Source organism: Buchnera aphidicola (Brevicoryne brassicae) (genome assembly GCF_005082825.1).
Classification (GTDB): domain Bacteria; phylum Pseudomonadota; class Gammaproteobacteria; order Enterobacterales; family Enterobacteriaceae; genus Buchnera; species Buchnera aphidicola_AK.
Genome location: NZ_CP034882.1, coordinates 601,082 through 620,303, shown reverse-complemented (window position 1 = coordinate 620,303; position 19,222 = coordinate 601,082). Strand labels below are relative to the sequence as shown.

The following is a 19,222-nucleotide window of genomic DNA, read 5'->3' as shown; positions in this document are numbered from 1 at the left end:
AATCAATGACTATTTTTTTAACCATTGTACTTTGTTTTATTTAAGTACAATGGTTTTTATTTAAATCAATTTTTTTATTTTTTTTAATGTTATCTTTTATCAATTTTTTTTGTATCGTCTGGAATATTAATAGAAATTTTTTTAGGTTTTTCTTCTTCTGGAACATTACATTCAAAATTTAATTTTAGTAAACCTAAAGATAACTCTGCTTTTTTAACTTTTATTTTATGATCTAAATTAAAACTTAAAGAAAAGTTATTAAAAATTATTCCCTTGTGCAACCATTTTATGCTTTCTTTTTTATTATTTTCTACTTGATTTTCTTTTTTTCCTTGAATAGATAGTTGGTTATTATGTACAGAAATATCTAGTTCTTTTTCTTCATATCCAGGAATGCTAATTGTTAATTGGTATTCTACTTCATTTATTTGACAAATGTTATATGCTGGGGTATCAGATATTGGTTTTTCTCCTGTTAATGTACTAAACATCTTATCAATTTGATTAAATCTATTTGAAAAAACATTATGACCATTAAAATTTGGAATAAATGAAAGAGAACGATAAGACATAAAAAGCTCCTTTTTTTAAAAAATTTTAATTTTTATATAGTTCTAACAAATTTAAGAAACTTTCTTTTTTTCATATAAGGTCTTATTTTTTTTTTTTCAATAGTAATTATTAATTAATTTTAAATAATTTAAATTTTTTTTATTATACAAATAATATTTATTTTTTTTATGTAGTTATTATAATATTGAATCAACATTTTAAAAATAAATTATAAAATAAAACGACTTAGATCTTCATTAGATATTAATTGATCTAAATGTTGTCCAACATAGTTAGAGTTAATTTCAATTGTATTACCTTTATTTTCAGTAGCGTTAAAAGATATATCTTCCATTAATTTTTCTAGAATCGTATGTAATCGACGAGCTCCAATATTCTCCATAGATTCATTCACTTTCCAAGCCGCTTCTGCAATATTACGTATGCCTTCTTTTGTAAAATTAATATGAACACCTTCTGTTTCCATAAGTGCTTTATATTGCGCAGTAATTGAAGCAGTAGGTTCGGTTAAAATTTTTTCGAAATCATCAATAGTGAGGGCTTGTAATTCAACTTTGATTGGAAGACGTCCTTGTAATTCAGGAATTAAGTCAGAAGGAGTAGAAGTTTGAAATGCTCCAGATGCAATAAATAAGATATGATCTGTTTTAACCATCCCATGTTTAGTAGACACAGTACAACCCTCAACTAATGGAAGTAAATCTCTTTGAACACCTTCTCGAGAAATATCTGGACCTGAAGAGTCTCCTCGTTTACATATTTTATCGATTTCATCAATAAAAACTATTCCATTTTGTTCTACTGCATGAATAGCTTCTTTTTTAATTTCTTCTTGATTAATTAATTTAGCAGCTTCTTCTTCTGTTAATAATATAATAGCATCTTTAATTTTTAATCTTCTATTATTTTTTTTCTGTCCTCCTAAGTTTTGAAAAAGAGATTGCAATTGACTAGTTAATTCTTCCATTCCTGGAGGAGCCATTATTTCAATACCCATACTGGTTGTTAGCACATTTATTTCTATTTCTTTTTCATCTAACAGACCTTCTCTTAATTTTTTTCTAAATGTTTGAATAGTATTTAAGAGGCTTTCATTTTTTTCTTTTTCAGACCAGTTTTTTTTAGGAGTAGGTACGAGAACATCTAATATTTTTTCTTCGACTATTTCTTCAACTCGAATTTTGTTTTTTTCAATGTTTTTGATTCGAATCATTTTTATTGCTGCATCAGTTAAATCTCGAATAATTGAATCAACTTCTTTTCCAACATATCCTACTTCAGTAAATTTTGTCGCTTCTACTTTAATAAAAGGAGAATCAGCTAATTTAGCTAAACGTCTAGCAATTTCTGTTTTACCTACTCCAGTAGGTCCAATCATTAAAATATTTTTAGGAGTTATTTCATGGCGAAGTTCATTATTTAATTGCATACGACGCCAACGATTTCTTAGTGCAATAGATACAGCTCTTTTTGCTTTTTCTTGACCAATAATAAATTTGTCAAGTTCAGAAACAATTTGAGGAGGAGTCATTGAAGACATAAAGATAATCCTTATTTTTCTGAAAATAGTTCTTTTATAGTAAAAGTATGATTTGTATAAATACAAATATTTGCAGCAATAGTTAATGATTTTTCTACAATTTGATTTGCGTTCAAATCTGTATTATTTATTAATGCACGAGCAGAAGATTGAGCATAAGAACCACCTGATCCTATAGCTATTAGATCATCTTCAGGTTGAATTACATCTCCATTACCTGTAATTATCAATGAAGTTTCTTTATCAGCAACTGCTAATAAAGCCTCTAATTTTCTCAACATTCTATCAGATCGCCAATCTTTTGCTAATTCAATTGCAGCACGTTGTAGTTGGCCTTGATATAAAGCTAATTTTTTTTCAAACATTTCAAATAAAGTGAAAGCATCTGCGGTCCCTCCTGCAAAACCAGCAATTACTTTTTCATGATAAAGGGATCTGATCTTTTTAACATTACTTTTCATAATCGTATTGCCTAAAGTTGCTTGTCCATCACCTCCGATCACTACTTTATTTTTTAATCTTACACTTAATATTGTCGTCACAAGAAAAGCCTCTTCAACATAACGTTTTTTTATTGTATAAAAATATATTATATATAAAATATAATTTACTTTTTATAAGTAAAATTACTTTTTTTATAGTTATTGCTTTAATACTTTTTAAAAAATAATTTAAAACAAAATTTTTTCATTATATGAAATATTATTTATTTAATTCAACCAGTTTTTAAAAACTAGACATTTTTTATAAATGTTTTAATTTTTGAATGTATTTCCATTTTTCTTTTGGCTGAGGAGGTACTATATTAGTATTTTTGTTTTTTTCTATAAAACGTGTACTTTTTTCTTTAGAAATATTTTTTCGATTCATATTAAAAAAATTTAAAAAAATAACTATTAATATTAGTATAATATATACGTATTTTTTTTTTTTTTTTTTTAAAATATAAAGAATCAATTTTGTGTTTATTATAATACATATATTTTTTATACATCATTTTTTATAAAATAGCTGATTTTTTGGTATTAATATATTATTATTTGTATAACATAATAAATATGTTTTTGTTATTTAAGGAGTTTTCTTATGAAAAAAAAAATTCATCCTCATTATTCTAAGATAATTGCTACTTGTTCTTGTGGAAATAAAATTGAAATTTTTTCTACTATCAATCAAAATATAAATTTAGATATATGTGCAAAATGTCATCCATTTTATACAGGAAAACAAAGAGTTATTGATACTGGAGGTCGTGTTGAAAGATTTAAAAAACGTTTTAATTTTAATAAAAAATAATTGATAATTAAGAAAATTTTTCTTTGTTTAGTTTAAGCATCTTAGATTGTGTATTTAGATGCTTAAAAAAAATTATTTTTAAAAAATTTATATATTTTAAAAATTTTTTATTAATGCTTAAAATTTATGTAAAAAATAATTTTTTAAAGATAAATAAATAGCATTAGCAATTTTATTTTGATAATAAGTTGTACTCAATTTTTGTTCTTCTAAAAAATTAGTGATAAAACCTGTTTCAATTAATATGGAAGGCATGCTTATACAAGTTAATATCCCTAAACTAGCATAATTTAATTGTATTCTATGTAATTTTATCTTTTTTTTGAATTGCTCAAATATATATTTAGACAAGTCAAATTCTATTTTTTGTAAGTTATTAAATTGCAAATCCAGAATAGTTTTTTTTAAAAATAGATCATTTTTATTTTCATTAAAAATATTTTGAATAGTTTGAGAAAAACACATATTTGAATTTTTACTTTTTACATAATTATTAATTTCACGGTTCATTCTACTATTGGAAATTATCCATAAAGATGCTCCTGATACGTATTTTTTTTTGGAGGAATCTACATGAATCGATATTAATAAATTTACCTGATTTTTTTTTAAAAATTGTCTTCTTTTTTTTAGTGAAAGATAAGAGTCATTATTACGTGTTAGAAGTGTACGAAACATTGTATCATTATCTAGTAGTTTTTTCAGTTGAAGTGCTATCGCAATATTAACTTTTTTTTCTTGAAGTCCTTTGTGTCCAATTGCTCCTGGATCTTGTCCTCCATGTCCGGCGTCTATTAGGATAGTAATTTTTTTTGATGAAATTGAACTACTGCTGAAAATTTTTTGTTTTTTTTTAAAAATTTTTATTTTTTTATGTATTTCTTTGAAAGATTGAGATATTTTAATTACTTTTTTTGTGTGTTTTGGTTCAATTAAATTTTTTAAAAAAAATACTTTTTTTTCTTTAAAATATTTTTTTTTAAATATTTATTTTGATTAATTTGAACTTGAAAGATAAACGAAAAAATAAAAAATATCATCCATTTATAGGATGAGTAAAAAATCATATATGTTTTCCTTTAAATTTTTTATTAAAAACATTTTTGAAATTTTATCAGAAAAATATTTTTTATATTAAAAAAGTTAGTTTATTTATAAATGAATTATTAGAACAAAATTTTTTAAAATCTAAATGGAGCGGGAAACGAGATTTGAACTCGCGACCCCAACCTTGGCAAGGTTGTGCTCTACCGACTGAGCTATTCCCGCAAATTTTTTAATTGATATGTGATCAAATATATTTTATAGATATAAAATATATTTTTCAAGCTTTCTTTTTCAAAAATATTTTTTATGAAAACTTAAAAAAATGTTTTTTATAAAATTTTAATTCCATAACAGACTCACGAATATCTTCTAATGCTGTATGATTATTTCTTTTTTTAAAGTTAGTTTGATTTTTGCATTTCCAACGATAAATTAATTCTTTTAAAGTACTCACATCTATATATCTATAGTGAAAATAATTTTCTAGTTTTGGCATATATTTAAATAAAAATCTACGATCTTGAGCAATACTATTTCCGCACATTGGAGATGCTTTAATAGGCACCCATTGTTTTAAAAAAAGTAAAGTTTCAAACTCTGCTCGATGTTCGTTATATAAACTATCTTGAACACGTTTTATTAATCCATTTTTTTTATGAGTTATAAAATTCCATTCATCCATTAATAAAATATGTTTTTTTTTTGATATATAGGAATTACTGGCCCCTCTGAAATGATATTTAAGTTAACATCCGTAATTAATGTAGCAATTTCAATGATACGGTGTATTTTAGGATTAAGTCCAGTCATTTCTAAATCGATCCAAATAAGATTTTTTTTATTGATTTTCATATGCTTTATATGTTATTCAAATATTATTAAAAAATAGAATTATTTATTTATACCATAAATTAATTATATAAGTATTTTAAAAAATTATTTTTTTTAATTAAAAAATATTTTTTATAAAATTTAGTAAAAAGTATATTTAATAATGTTTTTATTAACATATGTAGTGATGTTTTATATAAAATTATATTTTTAAATTATAGGAGTAAGTTTTATGATGAAAAATATTAATTTTAATGAAACTAAATCTTATCAAGATTTAAGTGATCATTTTAAGAAAATAAAACATGTTCATCTAAAAGATCTTTTTTTAAGAGATCCTAATCGATTTAAAAAATTTTCAATTTCATTTGAAAATGAAATATTAATTGATTTTTCAAAAAATCGTATTAATGATGACACTTTAATGTACTTATTAAGTTTAGCTAAAGAAACTGATGTTAAATTAGCGATACAACTAATGTTTTCTGGAGCTAAAATCAATCAGACAGAAAATCGTTCTGTATTACATGTTGCACTTCGTAATAGAACTAATAATCCTATTATAATAAATAATTGTAATATTATGTTAGAAATTAATACTGTACTTGAAAAAATGAAAAATTTTTCAAATCTTGTTATTAATGGAACATGGAAAGGTTATACTGGTAAAACGATTTCTGATGTTGTCAATATTGGTATAGGTGGATCTGATTTAGGGCCATACATGGTTACCGAAGCATTACGTCCATATAAAAATCATTTAAATATGCATTTTGTTTCGAATATAGATGGAACACATATTACGGAAGTTTTAAAAAAAATAAATCCTGAAAAAACAATTTTTTTAATAGCTTCTAAAACTTTTACAACAGATGAAACCATAACAAATGCTCTTAGTGTAAAAAAATGGTTTTTAAATTTTTCAAAAAATACAAATATTTTAAACAAACATTTTTTTGCTTTATCAGCTAATGTAAAAAATGCTTTAGATTTTGGAATTAATATTAATAATATTTTTAAATTTTGGGATTGGGTTGGAGGACGTTTTTCACTGTGGTCTTCAGTAGGATTATCAATTATGTTATCAATTGGATTTGATAATTTTACAAAATTTTTAGACGGCGCTCATGCTATGGATAATCATTTTTACAATACGGATAATAATAAAAATATTCCAATATTATTAGCTTTAATAAGTATTTGGTATGGTAATTTTTTTGGTTCTGAAACAGAAGCTATATTGCCATATGATCAGTATATGCATCGTTTTTCTGCTTATTTTCAACAATCTAATATGGAATCTAATGGTAAATCAGTTAATAGAAAAGGAGATAAAATATCTTATCAAACTGGTCCTATTATTTGGGGAGAACCTGGAACTAATGGTCAGCATGCATTCTATCAATTAATACATCAAGGTACCAAATTAATTCCTTGTGACTTCATTGCTCCAGTTTTTTCACATAATAATATTGCTAACCATCATTTAAAATTAATTTCTAATTTTTTTGCTCAAACACAAGCATTAGCTTTTGGTAATTCTAGAAATACTTTATTGAATGAATTAATTTCATCTAAGATAAGTCCTCATGATATAAAAAAAATTTTATCTTTTAAAATATGTCAAGGAAATCAACCTACAAATTCGATTTTAGTTCGAAAAATTAATCCTTATAATTTAGGTGCATTAATCGCTTTATATGAACATAAAATTTTTATTCAAGGTTATATATTAAATATTTTTAGTTTCGATCAATGGGGCGTGGAAATAGGAAAAAAATTATCTCAAGATATTTATAATTATTTAAATAATAATATAACACAAAAGTGTTATGATTCTTCTACTGAAGGACTTATTGATTTTTATAAATCTTTTACGAAGTAAATATTTTAACAATTTGAATTATTAAATTGTTATAAAATAAAAAATTAATTAGAAAAATTTATAATGATGTATATATTTATTAAAAATCTAACTTTTTTTAAAAAAGTATTAAATTTAATTATTAATATTTTATTTAAAAGTTATTTTAAAATTTTAATTTTATGGAATATGCGTGGTTTATTATGTTTACATCAATTAAATCAAAAATACAAAATCTTGGTCAATTTTTAAGTAATATGATAATGCCTAATATAAGTATTTTTATTACATGGGGAATTATGACTGCCTTGTTTATACCTTTAGGATGGCAGCCTAATAAGGCTTTAGAGCAGTTAATATCACCTGTGATTTTTTATCTTTTACCTATTTTGATTGGATATACTGGGGGTCGTTTAATTTCTAATGATAGAGGTGGATTAGTAGGCAGTATAACGACCATTGGGGTAATTACAAGTACTGATATGCCAATGTTATTAGGAGCAATGATTGCTGGACCACTAGGCGGATGGACTATCAAATATTTTGATAAAAAAATAGAAAATAAAATAAAAAATGGTTTTGAAATGTTAGTTAATAATTTCTCTATTGCTATATTTGGAATTTTATTAGCTATTATTTCATTTTTTACTATTGGTCCATTTATTGAATGGATTTCTCATATTTTATCTAGTTTAATAAAATTAATATTATTTTATAACTTATTACCTCTTACATCTATTATTATAGAACCGGCTAAAGTATTTTTTTTAAATAATGCAATTAATCATGGAATTTTTTCACCATTAGGTATTCAAGATACTTCAGAAAATCATAAATCTATATTTTTTTTGATAGAATCTAACCCTGGTCCAGGATTAGGTGTATTAATAGCGTGGTTTTTTTTTGGAAAAGGAAGTTTATCTAGATCTTCAGGAGGAGCGGCAATAATTGAATTTTTAGGAGGAGTTCATGAAATTTATTTTCCTTATGTACTAATTAAACCCAAGTTAATTATTTCTCTTATCATGGGTGGTATGACAGGTGTTTTTATGTTAGTTTTTTTTAATGGTGGTTTGATTTCTGCAATATCACCAGGTTCAGTTTTATCTATTTTAGCAATGACTCCTAAAGGTTTTTATTTGGTTAATATTAGTGCTGTTTTTTGTTCTTTTATAGTTTCTTTTATTACTGCATCTTTATTATTAAAATGCAATTTTTATGAAGTTAATAAAAATAATAAAAAAATATTAAAACAAGATGAAAATTTAATTGATACAAAAATATCAAAAAAAGATCCATTTAATAATATTAAATCTAGATGTTTTAGTAGAATAAAAACAATTATAGTTGCTTGTGATGCTGGAATGGGTTCTAGTGCAATGGGTGCAAGTATTCTTCGTAAAAAAATAAAACTTGCTCATTTAAATCATATTTCTGTAATAAACATGGCAATTAATGTATTACCTCATAATGCAGATTTGGTAATTACACATCAAAATTTAACTGATCGTGCAAAAAAATATGCGCCTAATGCTCAGCATATTTCTTTAAAAAACTTTCTTAATAATAGTTTTTATGATAATTTAGTAAAAAAATTAATAGAAAACCTAATTTCTTTACAAAGAAATGATATTAATTCCCTGGATAAAAATAATAAAAAAAATACAAATTATGAAAAAAAATCTCATAATTTATTTCGATTAAGTGAACAAAATATTTTACTTAATCAATATGCAGATACTAAAGAAGAAGCTATTAATATAGTTGGCAAAAATTTAGTAAAACAAGGTTATGTTACATTTGATTATATTAATTCGATGTTAGAAAGAGAAAAAATATCTTCAACTTGGTTAGGTGAATCAATAGCTCTTCCACATGGCACTATTAAAGGAAAAGAATCTGTCTTAAAGACAGGAATAGTTTTTTGTCAATTTCCTAAAGGAGTTCATTTTGGAGAAGACGTAAATGATATCGCTTATCTTGTAATTGGAATTGCAGCTAAAAACGATGAACATATTATGGTAGTGAGTAATATTACAAATGCCTTAGATAATAAAGATACCATTAAAATATTATCTAAAACCAGTGATGTAAAAACAGTATTGTCACTTTTAAATGTTGAATAAATTCGAGTATGATTTTTTCTAAATAAAACATTTTTTTTGGAATGTCTAATATGAAAGCACTTCATTTTGGAGCTGGAAACATTGGTCTTGGATTTATTGGAAAAATATTATCAGAATCAAATTTTAATATAATTTTTTCTGATATTAATCAAGATGTAATAGATACTATTAATGATAGTAAACATTATTTTGTTAGAACAGTTAGTAAAGATCAAGATAGTATTTTTGATGTTAAAGGTATTAGTGCTATAAATTCTAGTGATCCTAAAATTATAAAAATAATGACTTTGGTTGATTTGATTACAACTGCTGTAGGTCCTTCTGCATTAGATAAAATTGCATCTTTAATTTGTAATGGAATAATATTAAAATTTAATATCCAGTCAATAAAACCCTTAAATATTATCGCTTGTGAAAATAAAATAAAAGCAAGCTCAGTTTTAAAAAAAAACGTGCTAGATAAATTACCTGAAAAATACCATATGTATGTAAATAAATATATTGGCTTTGTAGATTGTAGTATTGATACAATCATACCTTCTTCAGTAATAAATAAAAAGAAAAGTTCTTTATTTATCATTGCTGAAGACTTTCAAGAATGGATTGTAAATTGTAATCAGTTTAAAGGTGAAGTTCCAATAATTACTAATATGAATTTGAGTAATAATTTAGATCCTTTTATAGTAAGGAAATTGTTTACATTAAATACTGGACATGCTATAGCTGCATATTTAGGTTGGATAAAAAAATATAAAACAATACATGAAGCTATCTTAGATGAAAAAATACGTTTTATTGTTAAATCAGCCATGCAAGAAAGTGGAAATTTTTTAATAAAACATTATAATTTTAATTCAAACGATCACTTTTCTTATATAGAGAAGATTTTTTGTCGTTTTGAAAATCCCTTTTTGTCAGATAATCTTTTACGTATAGCGCGAAATCCATTACAAAAATTAAGACGAGAAGAACGTTTAGTCGAACCTCTTTTAGGATGTATTAAATACGGATTATCTTATTTTAATTTAGCAAAGGGTATTGCGTCAGCATTTTGTTATTATAACGAAAATGATCTAGAATCAATAAAAATTTCTTCTTTAATAAAAAACCAAGGTATTAAAAAAACTTTATTAGATATTTGTGGTTTATCTATAAACAGTAAAGAATCCCATTTAATTGTTTCAGAATATAATTCTATTTTAAAAACACATTCATAATTATATAAAATAATTGTAAGACAATATTATTTTTTCTTCAATAATTTATTGAACTAAATTAGAGAATAAGATAATGCCTATTCGTATATTGTCATCCGATTTATCATCTCAAATTTCTGCCGGAGAAGTAATTGATCGACCAGCGTCTGTTATTAAAGAAATTATCGAAAATAGTATAGATGCAAATGCAAAAAATATTAATATTGAAATTGAACAAAATGGTTTTAAATCTATTTTTTTGAACGATGATGGTTTTGGTATTGATCAAAAAGAATTATTACTTGCGATTACTCGTCATGCTACTAGTAAAATTAATTCATTATCTGATTTAGATTCAATTAACACTTTTGGATTTCGAGGTGAAGCGTTAGCTAGTATTAAAGCAGTTTCAAGATTTACTTTAATTTCTTCTAATAGACCAAATAATGTTGCTTGGAAAATATATTCAGAAGGTTTTATTGATAGTAAAATAGTTTTACAACCAATAGCGCACCCTCAAGGAACTACTGTTTTAGTAGAAAATTTATTTTATAATATACCTGTTAAACTAAAATTTATACAAAATCAAAAATTAGAATTTTTAAAAATTTTTGAAGTAATTAAAAAAATTGCTTTATCACATTTTCATATAAATTTTTCTCTAAAACATAACAAAAAAATAATTGTACAATATAATGCTTTGAAAAACTCAAATAATAAAATTGATAGATTGAAAGATGTGTTTTTAAATAAAATCAATATCAATGAATTATTAGAGATAAAATCAAAAATATATAATATTATGCTATTTGGATGGATATCATATCCTCGATATTTTAATAATTTAAAAAAAATTCAATATTGTTATGTTAATAATCGCTATATTCGTAATAATCTTATCGTGAATGCTGTTTGTTCTGCTTATAAAGAAATAGTAGGAAATAAATATGTTTCATTTGTTTTATATTTAACAGTCCCATCTAATGAAATTGATATAAATATTCATCCTACAAAAAATGAAATTGTATTCAATAAATTTGATATAATATATACGTTTATTTATAACAGTATTTTACATAATTTAAAAAAAAATCAAAATAAATATTTATTAAAAATAACATCTTTATCTTTTTCAAAAAAAAATATCAAAAAAAAAGAAAAAAATATTACATTTGATAGTTTTTTTAAAAAATATGATTGTTCTTTTCAGCGCTTGTTAATCGTTGTGCGCAAGTATTATGGTTTAATTCATCAGTATGATAATTTTTCGCTTATTTCATTTCCCTTAGCTCAAGCGATAATTAAAAAATATCAATTAAAAATTGATATAAAAGAAAAAAAAATACCTAAATATTTTTTAGCTAATATTAAAATCAATTTGATATTTAAAGAGTATTCAATTTTATTAAATCATCAAGAAGAATTATTACTCTTTGGATTCTATTTAATTTTTAAGAAAAATTATGTTATTTTAAAATTTATTCCAGTGTGTTTTATGAATAAAAACATTGATATAACGATATCAAAGTTTTTTAAATTTTTATTCGTCAAAAGAAGAGTATCAATTTCAGATATAATTAATTGGTTTTATATTAATCTTTTTATAGAATTAAAAAATTGGAATTATACTGATGGAATTTCAGTATTGTTGCAAATGCAATATTATTGTCCTTTTTTATTAAAAAATCCTCCGCCTAGATTATTACAAAAAATAAATATTAATTCAGCATTATGTATGTTAAAAATATGAATTTTCACAAAAAAAATAAAAAAAAAAACCCATAGTACTTTTTTTAATGGGACCAACAGCATCTGGAAAAACTCAATTTGCTATTTCTCTTAGAGAGTATTTGCCAATAGAATTAATTAGTGTAGATTCTGCTTTGATTTATCGTAATATGGATATTGGAACAGCAAAACCAAGTCTTTCTGATTTATCAAATCATCCTCATCGTCTATTAAATATTAAAGATCCAATTGAAAATTATTCAGTTGCAGAATTTTATAGTGACGTACTAAAAGAAATTAATGATATTGTTAAATTAGGGAAAATACCTTGTCTTGTTGGTGGAACCATGTTTTATTATAATGTATTATTAAATGGATTATCTATTTTACCACCGTCTAATATTAAAATTCGTGAATATTTATTAAACAATCAAAAAAAAATTTTGCATAAACAATTAGAATTAATAGATCCTACTTCTGCTAATCGAATTCATAAAAATGACATTCAAAGATTATTAAGAGCTTTAGAAGTGTTTTATCTTTCCGGTAAAAATTTAACAGAATTAAAAAAAAATAATAACCATAAATTACCATATACTATTTTTCAATTTGCAATTATACCTCCAAGTAAAGAATGGTTAAATAATCGTATTGAATTGCGTATAAAGAAAATGTTGATGCTAGGTTTTCAAGAAGAAGTAGAATTGTTATTTTTTAGAGGAGATTTACATATAAATTTACCATCTATTAGATGTATAGGATATCGTCAAATGTGGGAATATCTTGAATATAAAATTAATCATAAGGAAATGCTTGATAAAATTATTTATGCTACAAAAAAACTTGCTAAACATCAATTAACATGGCTAAAAAAATGGAAAAATCTTAATAAATTGTCATATAGTTCTAATAATGATGTTTTAATTAAACAATTATTATATATACTTGAAAAAAATTAAAAATAGACAAAAGAATACAATAAAAATATTTAGAAAAAATAGATTTTTATTCTTATAAAACATACTATGTATTTTCTGTATTTGTGTTTTTTATGAATTTTATTGTAAATAAATTTGACTATTTTTTAAGTTATTTAAGTAATAAAATTAATAAATGAGGCATAAGATGGCCTGGAATAAACCAAATGATAAAAAACCTGAATTTGATCCTTGGGGGGATAAAAAAGATGACAAAAAAAGCTGTTCAAGTGATAACAATGGAAAACAATTAACTGAAAAAAAAAGTGTATCAGATATAAAAAGTTTTTTCTATAATATGAAAAATATTATTACTAAAACAACTTATTCCTCAAATACACCAAAAAAAAATTTACATCCTTTTTTAATAATAATTTTTATCAGTTTTTTTGTTTGGTGTTTTAGTGGGTTTTATACTATTAAAGAAACTGAACGTGGCGTTGTTACAAGTTTTGGAAAATTTAGTCATTTAGTCGAACCAGGATTAAATTGGAGACCTGTTTTTATCAACGAAGTAAAAGCTGTAAACGTTGAAACTGTAAGGGAATTAGCAACATCAGGGATAATGTTAACTTCAGATGAAAATGTAGTTCATGTAGAAATGAATGTACAATATAAAATAACTAACCCTTCTGACTATTTGTTTTCTGTTTTATACCCTGATGATAGTTTACGTCAAGCAACAGATAGTGCATTACGTGGTGTAATTGGTCGTTCAACTATGGATCGAGTGTTAACAGAGGGACGTACTTTAGTACGTAGTGATACTCAAAGAGAAATTGAAGAAACAATTAAGCCATATCAAATGGGGATAACGATATTAGATGTTAACTTTCAAACAGCTAGACCTCCAGAAGAAGTAAAAACATCTTTTGATGATGCAATAGCAGCACGTGAAAATCGTGAACAATATGTACGTGAAGCTGAGGCATATTCAAATGAAGTTCAACCGAAAGCTCATGGTCAAGCACAAAGAATTTTAGAAGAAGCACGAGCGTATTCATCACGTATAATTTTAGAGGCTGAAGGAGAAGTCGCTCGTTTTGCTAAAATTTTACCTGAATATAGAATAGCTAAAAAAATAACTTTGAAACGTCTTTATATAGAATCAATGGAAAGATTATTAAGTAAAAATAGAAAAATATTTATTGATAAAAAAAGTAATTCAATGTTTTTTCTGTCTTTAGATAAATTTTTTTCTAATAAAAAATCAGTTGATAAAAACTTTACAAACAATGTTAATTTTAGCAAAAATTATTCTCGTTCTTCTAAAGAAGATAAAAATATTAATTATTTTTCTTCATTATCTCCTAAAAATATTTTAGAACAACGTCGTATTAATGCAATACGAAGTCATGTGAAAAATCCAGAGAGAGAATGAATATGAATAAAGCTGTTATTTGTCTATTAAGTATATTATTTTTCTTTATTTCTTCTTCTTTTTTTATTGTTAAAGAAGGAGAGCGTGGTATTGTTTTAAAATTTGGTAAGGTTTTACGTAATAATGAACAAAAAACTGTAGTATATAATCCTGGATTACATTTTAAATTTCCATTTCTAGAAACAGTTAAAATGTTAGATGGACGGATTCATACTATGGATAATCAAGCTGATCGTTTTGTTACAAAAGAAAAAAAAGATCTAATTGTTGATTCTTATATTAAATGGCGTATTAATGATTTCAGTCGTTATTATCTTGCTACAGGAGGAGGTGATATATTTCAAGCTGAAGTCTTATTAAAAAGAAAATTTAGTGATCGTTTACGTTCTGAAATAGGTTGTCTTAATGTAAAAGAAATTGTTACTGATTCTAGAGGAAGATTAACAAAAGATGTTCTTAACACCTTAAATAAAGGAACTATACATTTAGAAAAAGAATCGTCAATTAATGTTAATAGTATGAATGCATTAGGAATACAAGTTGTAGATGTTCGCATTAAGCAAATTAATTTACCTATCGAAGTATCTGATGCGATATATAATCGTATGAGAGCAGAAAGAGAAGCTGTAGCTAGAAGTCAACGCTCTCAAGGACAAGAAAAAGCTGAAAAAATACGTGCAGCTGCAGATTATAAAGTTTCTATAATATTAGCAGAAGCACAAAAAGAAGCATTAATGATTAAAGGTGAAGGAGAAGCTATTGTAACGAGATTATTTGCACAAAATTATAATAAAGAACCTTATTTTTATTTTTTTATTCGTAGTTTACGTGCTTATGAAAATAGTTTTAAAAATGATGGTAATATTATGTTGATTCAACCAGATGGTAAATTTTTTAAATATATAAATAAAATGATTAAAATTGAATAAAATATTCTTATAAACGTAAAGATTTTAAAAATAGTAGGTGTTATTAAAAATGAATAAAAATATTGTAATACTCGGAACACAATGGGGTGATGAAGGAAAAGGTAAAATAGTAGATTATCTAACTGAAGATGCTGCATATGTTGTAAGATGTCAAGGAGGTCATAACGCAGGTCATACTTTAGTTGTAAATGGAGAAAAAATTATTCTTCATTTAATTCCATCTGGATTGTTGCATGATAATACAATTGGTGTCATTGCTAATGGTGTGGTAGTGTCTCCGTTAGAACTAATAAAAGAAATAAAAAAATTAGAAAAACGTGGTATTTTTGTTAGAAAACGTTTACTGATTTCTAGTTCAGCTACTTTAGTTTTAAAATATCATATTGAAATGGATATTGCGCGTGAAAAAAGATTAGGAATTAATGCAATTGGTACTACGGGAAGAGGTATTGGACCAGCATACGAAGATAAAATTGCTCGTCGAGGATTACGTATAAAAGATTTAAAAGATGAAAAAAAATTATCAACACGTTTAGAGAAAATAGTAGATTACTATAATCATCAGCTAGTATCTTTTTACAAATGTAATTCTATTAATTATAAAATAATTTTAAAGGATTTACTACCAATAATAGATTTAATTCAAGATATGATTCAAGATACAACTCATATTTTACATAAAGCTATTCAAAATAACAAAAAAATTGTTTTTGAAGGCGCTCAAGGTAGTTTTTTAGATATCGATCATGGTACATATCCATATGTTACTTCTTCTAATACTACTATTGGTGGCATTATCTCAGGTACTGGAGTAGGTCCTAGATGTTTAAATCGTATACTTGGAGTAACTAAAGCATATTCTACAAGAGTTGGTAATGGTCCTTTCCCTACTGAATTATTTGATAATATAGATGAACATTTTTCAACAAAAGGTCATGAATTTGGTTCTACAACAGGTAGAAAAAGACGGACTGGTTGGTTAGATACAGTATCTTTGTGTCGAGCAGTAAAAATCAATTCTTTGTCAAGCTTATGTATAACAAAATTAGATGTATTAGATGGTTTAAATGAGATAAAAATTTGTATATCTTATAAAAATACTAATACTTCAGAGATTATATCATATCCTGATACAGTATATGATTGGGAGAATATAGAGCCAATATATGAAATTTTACCAGGATGGAAAAAGAAAACTTTAGGTATTAAAAAACTAGAAGATTTACCTTATGAAGCTCAAAATTATATAAAACGTATAGAAACAATAACTAAAATTCCTATTGATATAATTTCTACAGGTCCTGAACGTTCTAATATTATCTTAGTAAGAAATCTTTTCTAATAAAAGATAAATTTTGAAACCATTTTACTCTAAAAATATAAGATGTTTGATTTTTGAAAAATTAGAAATAATTCTATAAAAATATAAGAGCATGTTTAAAAAAATTATTAACTATAATTTATATATATTATAAAATAATATAAATGGAGAAGTAAATATGGTAGTAGATCCCTACCAAAAAAGAGAAGCCAGTAAATATAAAAACCCTATTCCAAGTCGAGAATACATCTCTTCATGTCTTAAAAAATGCAAAAATTTAATAAGTCAAAAACATTTAGAAAAGAAATTTGGTATCAATAATCAAGAAGAAAAAAAAGCATTACGTCGACGATTAAGAGCAATGGAACGAGATGGTCAAGTTATATATACTAAAAACCGTTTTTACATTACTCCTGAAAATTTAAAAGTTGTTAAAGGAAAAGTAATAGGTCATAGAGATGGTTATGGTTTTCTTAGAACAGAAACATTAAAAGAAGATCTTTGGCTTTCTTCAGAACAAATGAAATTATGTATTCACGGAGATATTATTTTAGCTCATATAGTAAATTCTGATAGAAAAAGACGAAGTTCTGCTAGATTTTTAAAAATATTACAACCTAATAATGTATTAATTGTTGGTAGATATTATATTCATCATGAAAAAAAAATTGTGATTCCGAATGACACTCGTTTTAATTTTAAGATTTTTGTCCTTTCATCTATTAAAGAGAATATTTCTATAGGATCTATTGTAGTTGTAAAATTAAAACAACATTTTATAAGAAAAAACAGAATACAAGGATTAATAGTAGAAATTCTTGGAAAAGAAATGGGCACTAGTTTAGCTATTGATATAGCACTACGTACTCATTCTATTCCTTCGTTGTGGTCTAAAGAAGTTGAAAACCAATTATGTAAAATTACTGATAAAATAAATCCATTTGATTTAAAAAATCGAATAGATTTAAGACATCTTCCTTTTTTCACTATTGACGATGAAGACGCTCGTGATTTTGATGATGCGGTTTTTTGTGAAAAAAAAACAGATTTAGAAGAAGGATGGAATTTATGGGTAGCAGTTGCAGATGTAAGTTATTATATTAAACCTGATACTGCTTTAGATAAAGAAGCATTAGAACGCGGTACATCTATATATTTTCCTTCATTAGTTATACCTATGTTACCAGAAAAAATTTCTACAGATTTATGTTCTTTAAAACCTTATAAAGAACGTTTTTGTTTAATATGTGAAATGAATTTATCTAAAAAAGGAGAGTTAATTAGCTATAAACATTATGAAGCTGTTATATCTTCTCATGGACGATTTACATATAATGAAATTTTTAAAATTTGGAATGGTGATACTTTTTTACGTTTTAAGTATAAAAAATTTTTAAAAGACATTGAAAATTTATCATATTTACAAAAAACTTTAAATAAATATAATTTTTCTAGGAAAGGTATTTATTTTGAAAATATAGAGCCAAAATTTCTTTTAGATTCTAACTTAAAAATTAAACATATTTCTCAAAACATTCGAAATGATGTGCATAAATTCATTGAATCATGTATGATATTAGCTAATACAGCTTCTGCATCTTTTGTAGAAAAATATAAATATCCCGTCTTATTTCGTAATCATGATCGTCCAAAAAAAGATAATGTTGCTAGTTTTCGTTTATTTTTGAAAGAACTAGGATTAACTTTATCAGGAGGAGAAAATCCAGAATCCATTCATTATGCAAATTTATTAAAAAATATTTCCAAACGTCCTGAATACGAAATGATTCAAATAATTTTATTACGTTCTATGAAACAAGCTGTATATTCTCCAGATAATTGTGGGCATTTTGGTTTGTCTTTATCTAGTTATGTTCATTTTACTTCACCTATTCGACGCTATCCTGATCTTATTTTACATAGAGTTATAAAATATTTATTATCAAAAAACAACGAAAATATTTCCTTTAGTAAATACAATACTTCTAATACTTATGCATACGGTATAAATGAAATAAAAAAAATAGGTGTTCATTGTTCTATGACTGAAAGACGTGCTGATGAAGCAACTCGAGATGTAGTAGATTGGTTGAAATGTGATTTTATGCATAAAAAAATAGGTAATATACTGACAGGTGTAATCTCTAATGTCACTTCTTTCGGATTTTTCGTTCGTTTAAATCACTTTTTTATTGAGGGATTAGTTCATATAGCATCTTTACATGATGATTATTATTATTTTGATGCCTTAGGATTTAAATTAATTGGAAAATCTAAAAAAAACACTTATTGTCTTGGTGATACACTAAAAGTAAAAGTTATATCTGTCAATTTAAATGAACGTAAAATAGAATTATCTTTGATATAATTCTTATGCGTTTTTATTTTAACAATGAAATTTCATTGATTTTTT

At 24.5% G+C, this 19,222-nt stretch carries 15 protein-coding genes, 1 tRNA gene and 1 pseudogene; 10 read left to right on the top strand and 7 right to left on the bottom strand.

Going from position 1 to position 19,222, the window contains the following annotated elements:
* Window positions 1–89: 89 nt before the first annotated feature.
* The 4 genes from D9V66_RS02970 to D9V66_RS03255 all read right to left on the bottom strand — a co-directional run bounded on the left by D9V66_RS02970 (window position 90) and on the right by D9V66_RS03255 (window position 2,983).
* Window positions 90–572 carry an Hsp20 family protein gene (locus D9V66_RS02970; protein ID WP_158365973.1) on the bottom strand — a complete coding sequence of 161 codons (483 nt, stop codon included), beginning with the start codon at window positions 570–572 and terminating at the stop codon, window positions 90–92.
* Window positions 573–781: 209 nt separating this feature from the next.
* The gene (gene hslU, locus D9V66_RS02965) at window positions 782–2,113 is read right to left on the bottom strand and encodes an HslU--HslV peptidase ATPase subunit (RefSeq protein ID WP_158365971.1); all 1,332 of its coding nucleotides are present in this window, start codon (window positions 2,111–2,113) and stop codon (window positions 782–784) included.
* An 11-nt stretch (window positions 2,114–2,124) separates the two neighbouring features.
* Complete coding sequence (gene hslV, locus D9V66_RS02960; protein WP_158365969.1) at window positions 2,125–2,655, bottom strand: ATP-dependent protease subunit HslV; 531 nt, start codon at window positions 2,653–2,655, stop codon at window positions 2,125–2,127.
* Window positions 2,656–2,857: 202 nt separating this feature from the next.
* Window positions 2,858–2,983 carry a hypothetical protein gene (locus tag D9V66_RS03255; protein WP_261979319.1) on the bottom strand — a complete coding sequence of 42 codons (126 nt, stop codon included), beginning with the start codon at window positions 2,981–2,983 and terminating at the stop codon, window positions 2,858–2,860.
* Window positions 2,984–3,199: 216 nt separating this feature from the next.
* Between D9V66_RS03255 and rpmE the strand changes: the two genes are divergently transcribed.
* Entirely contained in the window at window positions 3,200–3,409 is a 210-nt protein-coding gene (gene rpmE / locus D9V66_RS02955) for a 50S ribosomal protein L31 (RefSeq protein ID WP_158365967.1), read from the top strand.
* A 117-nt stretch (window positions 3,410–3,526) separates the two neighbouring features.
* Here rpmE and D9V66_RS02950 read toward each other — a convergent pair whose 3' ends face one another.
* The 3 genes and pseudogenes from D9V66_RS02950 to orn all read right to left on the bottom strand — a co-directional run bounded on the left by D9V66_RS02950 (window position 3,527) and on the right by orn (window position 5,308).
* Window positions 3,527–4,231: an N-acetylmuramoyl-L-alanine amidase gene (locus D9V66_RS02950; protein ID WP_158365965.1), complete on the bottom strand. Its 705-nt coding sequence runs from the start codon at window positions 4,229–4,231 to the stop codon at window positions 3,527–3,529.
* Between the two features lie 371 nt (window positions 4,232–4,602).
* Window positions 4,603–4,678, bottom strand: a tRNA-Gly gene (locus D9V66_RS02945).
* Window positions 4,679–4,760: 82 nt separating this feature from the next.
* Window positions 4,761–5,308: pseudogene (orn, locus tag D9V66_RS02940) on the bottom strand (oligoribonuclease).
* 214 nt (window positions 5,309–5,522) lie between these two features.
* Between orn and pgi the strand changes: the two are divergent.
* The 9 genes from pgi to rnr all read left to right on the top strand — a co-directional run bounded on the left by pgi (window position 5,523) and on the right by rnr (window position 19,177).
* Window positions 5,523–7,172: a glucose-6-phosphate isomerase gene (pgi, locus tag D9V66_RS02935; RefSeq protein WP_158366053.1), complete on the top strand. Its 1,650-nt coding sequence runs from the start codon at window positions 5,523–5,525 to the stop codon at window positions 7,170–7,172.
* A gap of 182 nt (window positions 7,173–7,354) precedes the next feature.
* Window positions 7,355–9,277, top strand: coding sequence for a PTS mannitol transporter subunit IICBA (locus D9V66_RS02930; protein WP_158365963.1), 1,923 nt, complete (start codon window positions 7,355–7,357; stop codon window positions 9,275–9,277).
* A gap of 50 nt (window positions 9,278–9,327) precedes the next feature.
* Window positions 9,328–10,494, top strand: coding sequence for a mannitol-1-phosphate 5-dehydrogenase (locus D9V66_RS02925; protein ID WP_158365961.1), 1,167 nt, complete (start codon window positions 9,328–9,330; stop codon window positions 10,492–10,494).
* 73 nt (window positions 10,495–10,567) lie between these two features.
* A complete protein-coding gene (gene mutL / locus D9V66_RS02920; RefSeq protein WP_158365959.1) occupies window positions 10,568–12,223 on the top strand; it encodes a DNA mismatch repair endonuclease MutL in 1,656 nt (551 codons plus the stop codon).
* A gap of 46 nt (window positions 12,224–12,269) precedes the next feature.
* Entirely contained in the window at window positions 12,270–13,160 is an 891-nt protein-coding gene (gene miaA, locus D9V66_RS02915; RefSeq protein ID WP_158365957.1) for a tRNA (adenosine(37)-N6)-dimethylallyltransferase MiaA, read from the top strand.
* Between the two features lie 166 nt (window positions 13,161–13,326).
* Window positions 13,327–14,559 (top strand): FtsH protease activity modulator HflK, encoded by a 1,233-nt coding sequence (gene hflK, locus D9V66_RS02910; protein ID WP_158365955.1) that lies wholly within the window; start codon window positions 13,327–13,329, stop codon window positions 14,557–14,559.
* 2 nt (window positions 14,560–14,561) lie between these two features.
* Window positions 14,562–15,488, top strand: coding sequence for a protease modulator HflC (hflC, locus tag D9V66_RS02905; protein ID WP_158365953.1), 927 nt, complete (start codon window positions 14,562–14,564; stop codon window positions 15,486–15,488).
* A 49-nt stretch (window positions 15,489–15,537) separates the two neighbouring features.
* Window positions 15,538–16,830, top strand: a complete 1,293-nt coding sequence (locus D9V66_RS02900; RefSeq protein ID WP_158365951.1) for an adenylosuccinate synthase — start codon at window positions 15,538–15,540, stop codon at window positions 16,828–16,830.
* Between the two features lie 157 nt (window positions 16,831–16,987).
* Window positions 16,988–19,177 carry a ribonuclease R gene (gene rnr / locus D9V66_RS02895; RefSeq protein ID WP_158365949.1) on the top strand — a complete coding sequence of 730 codons (2,190 nt, stop codon included), beginning with the start codon at window positions 16,988–16,990 and terminating at the stop codon, window positions 19,175–19,177.
* Window positions 19,178–19,222 lie beyond the last annotated feature (45 nt).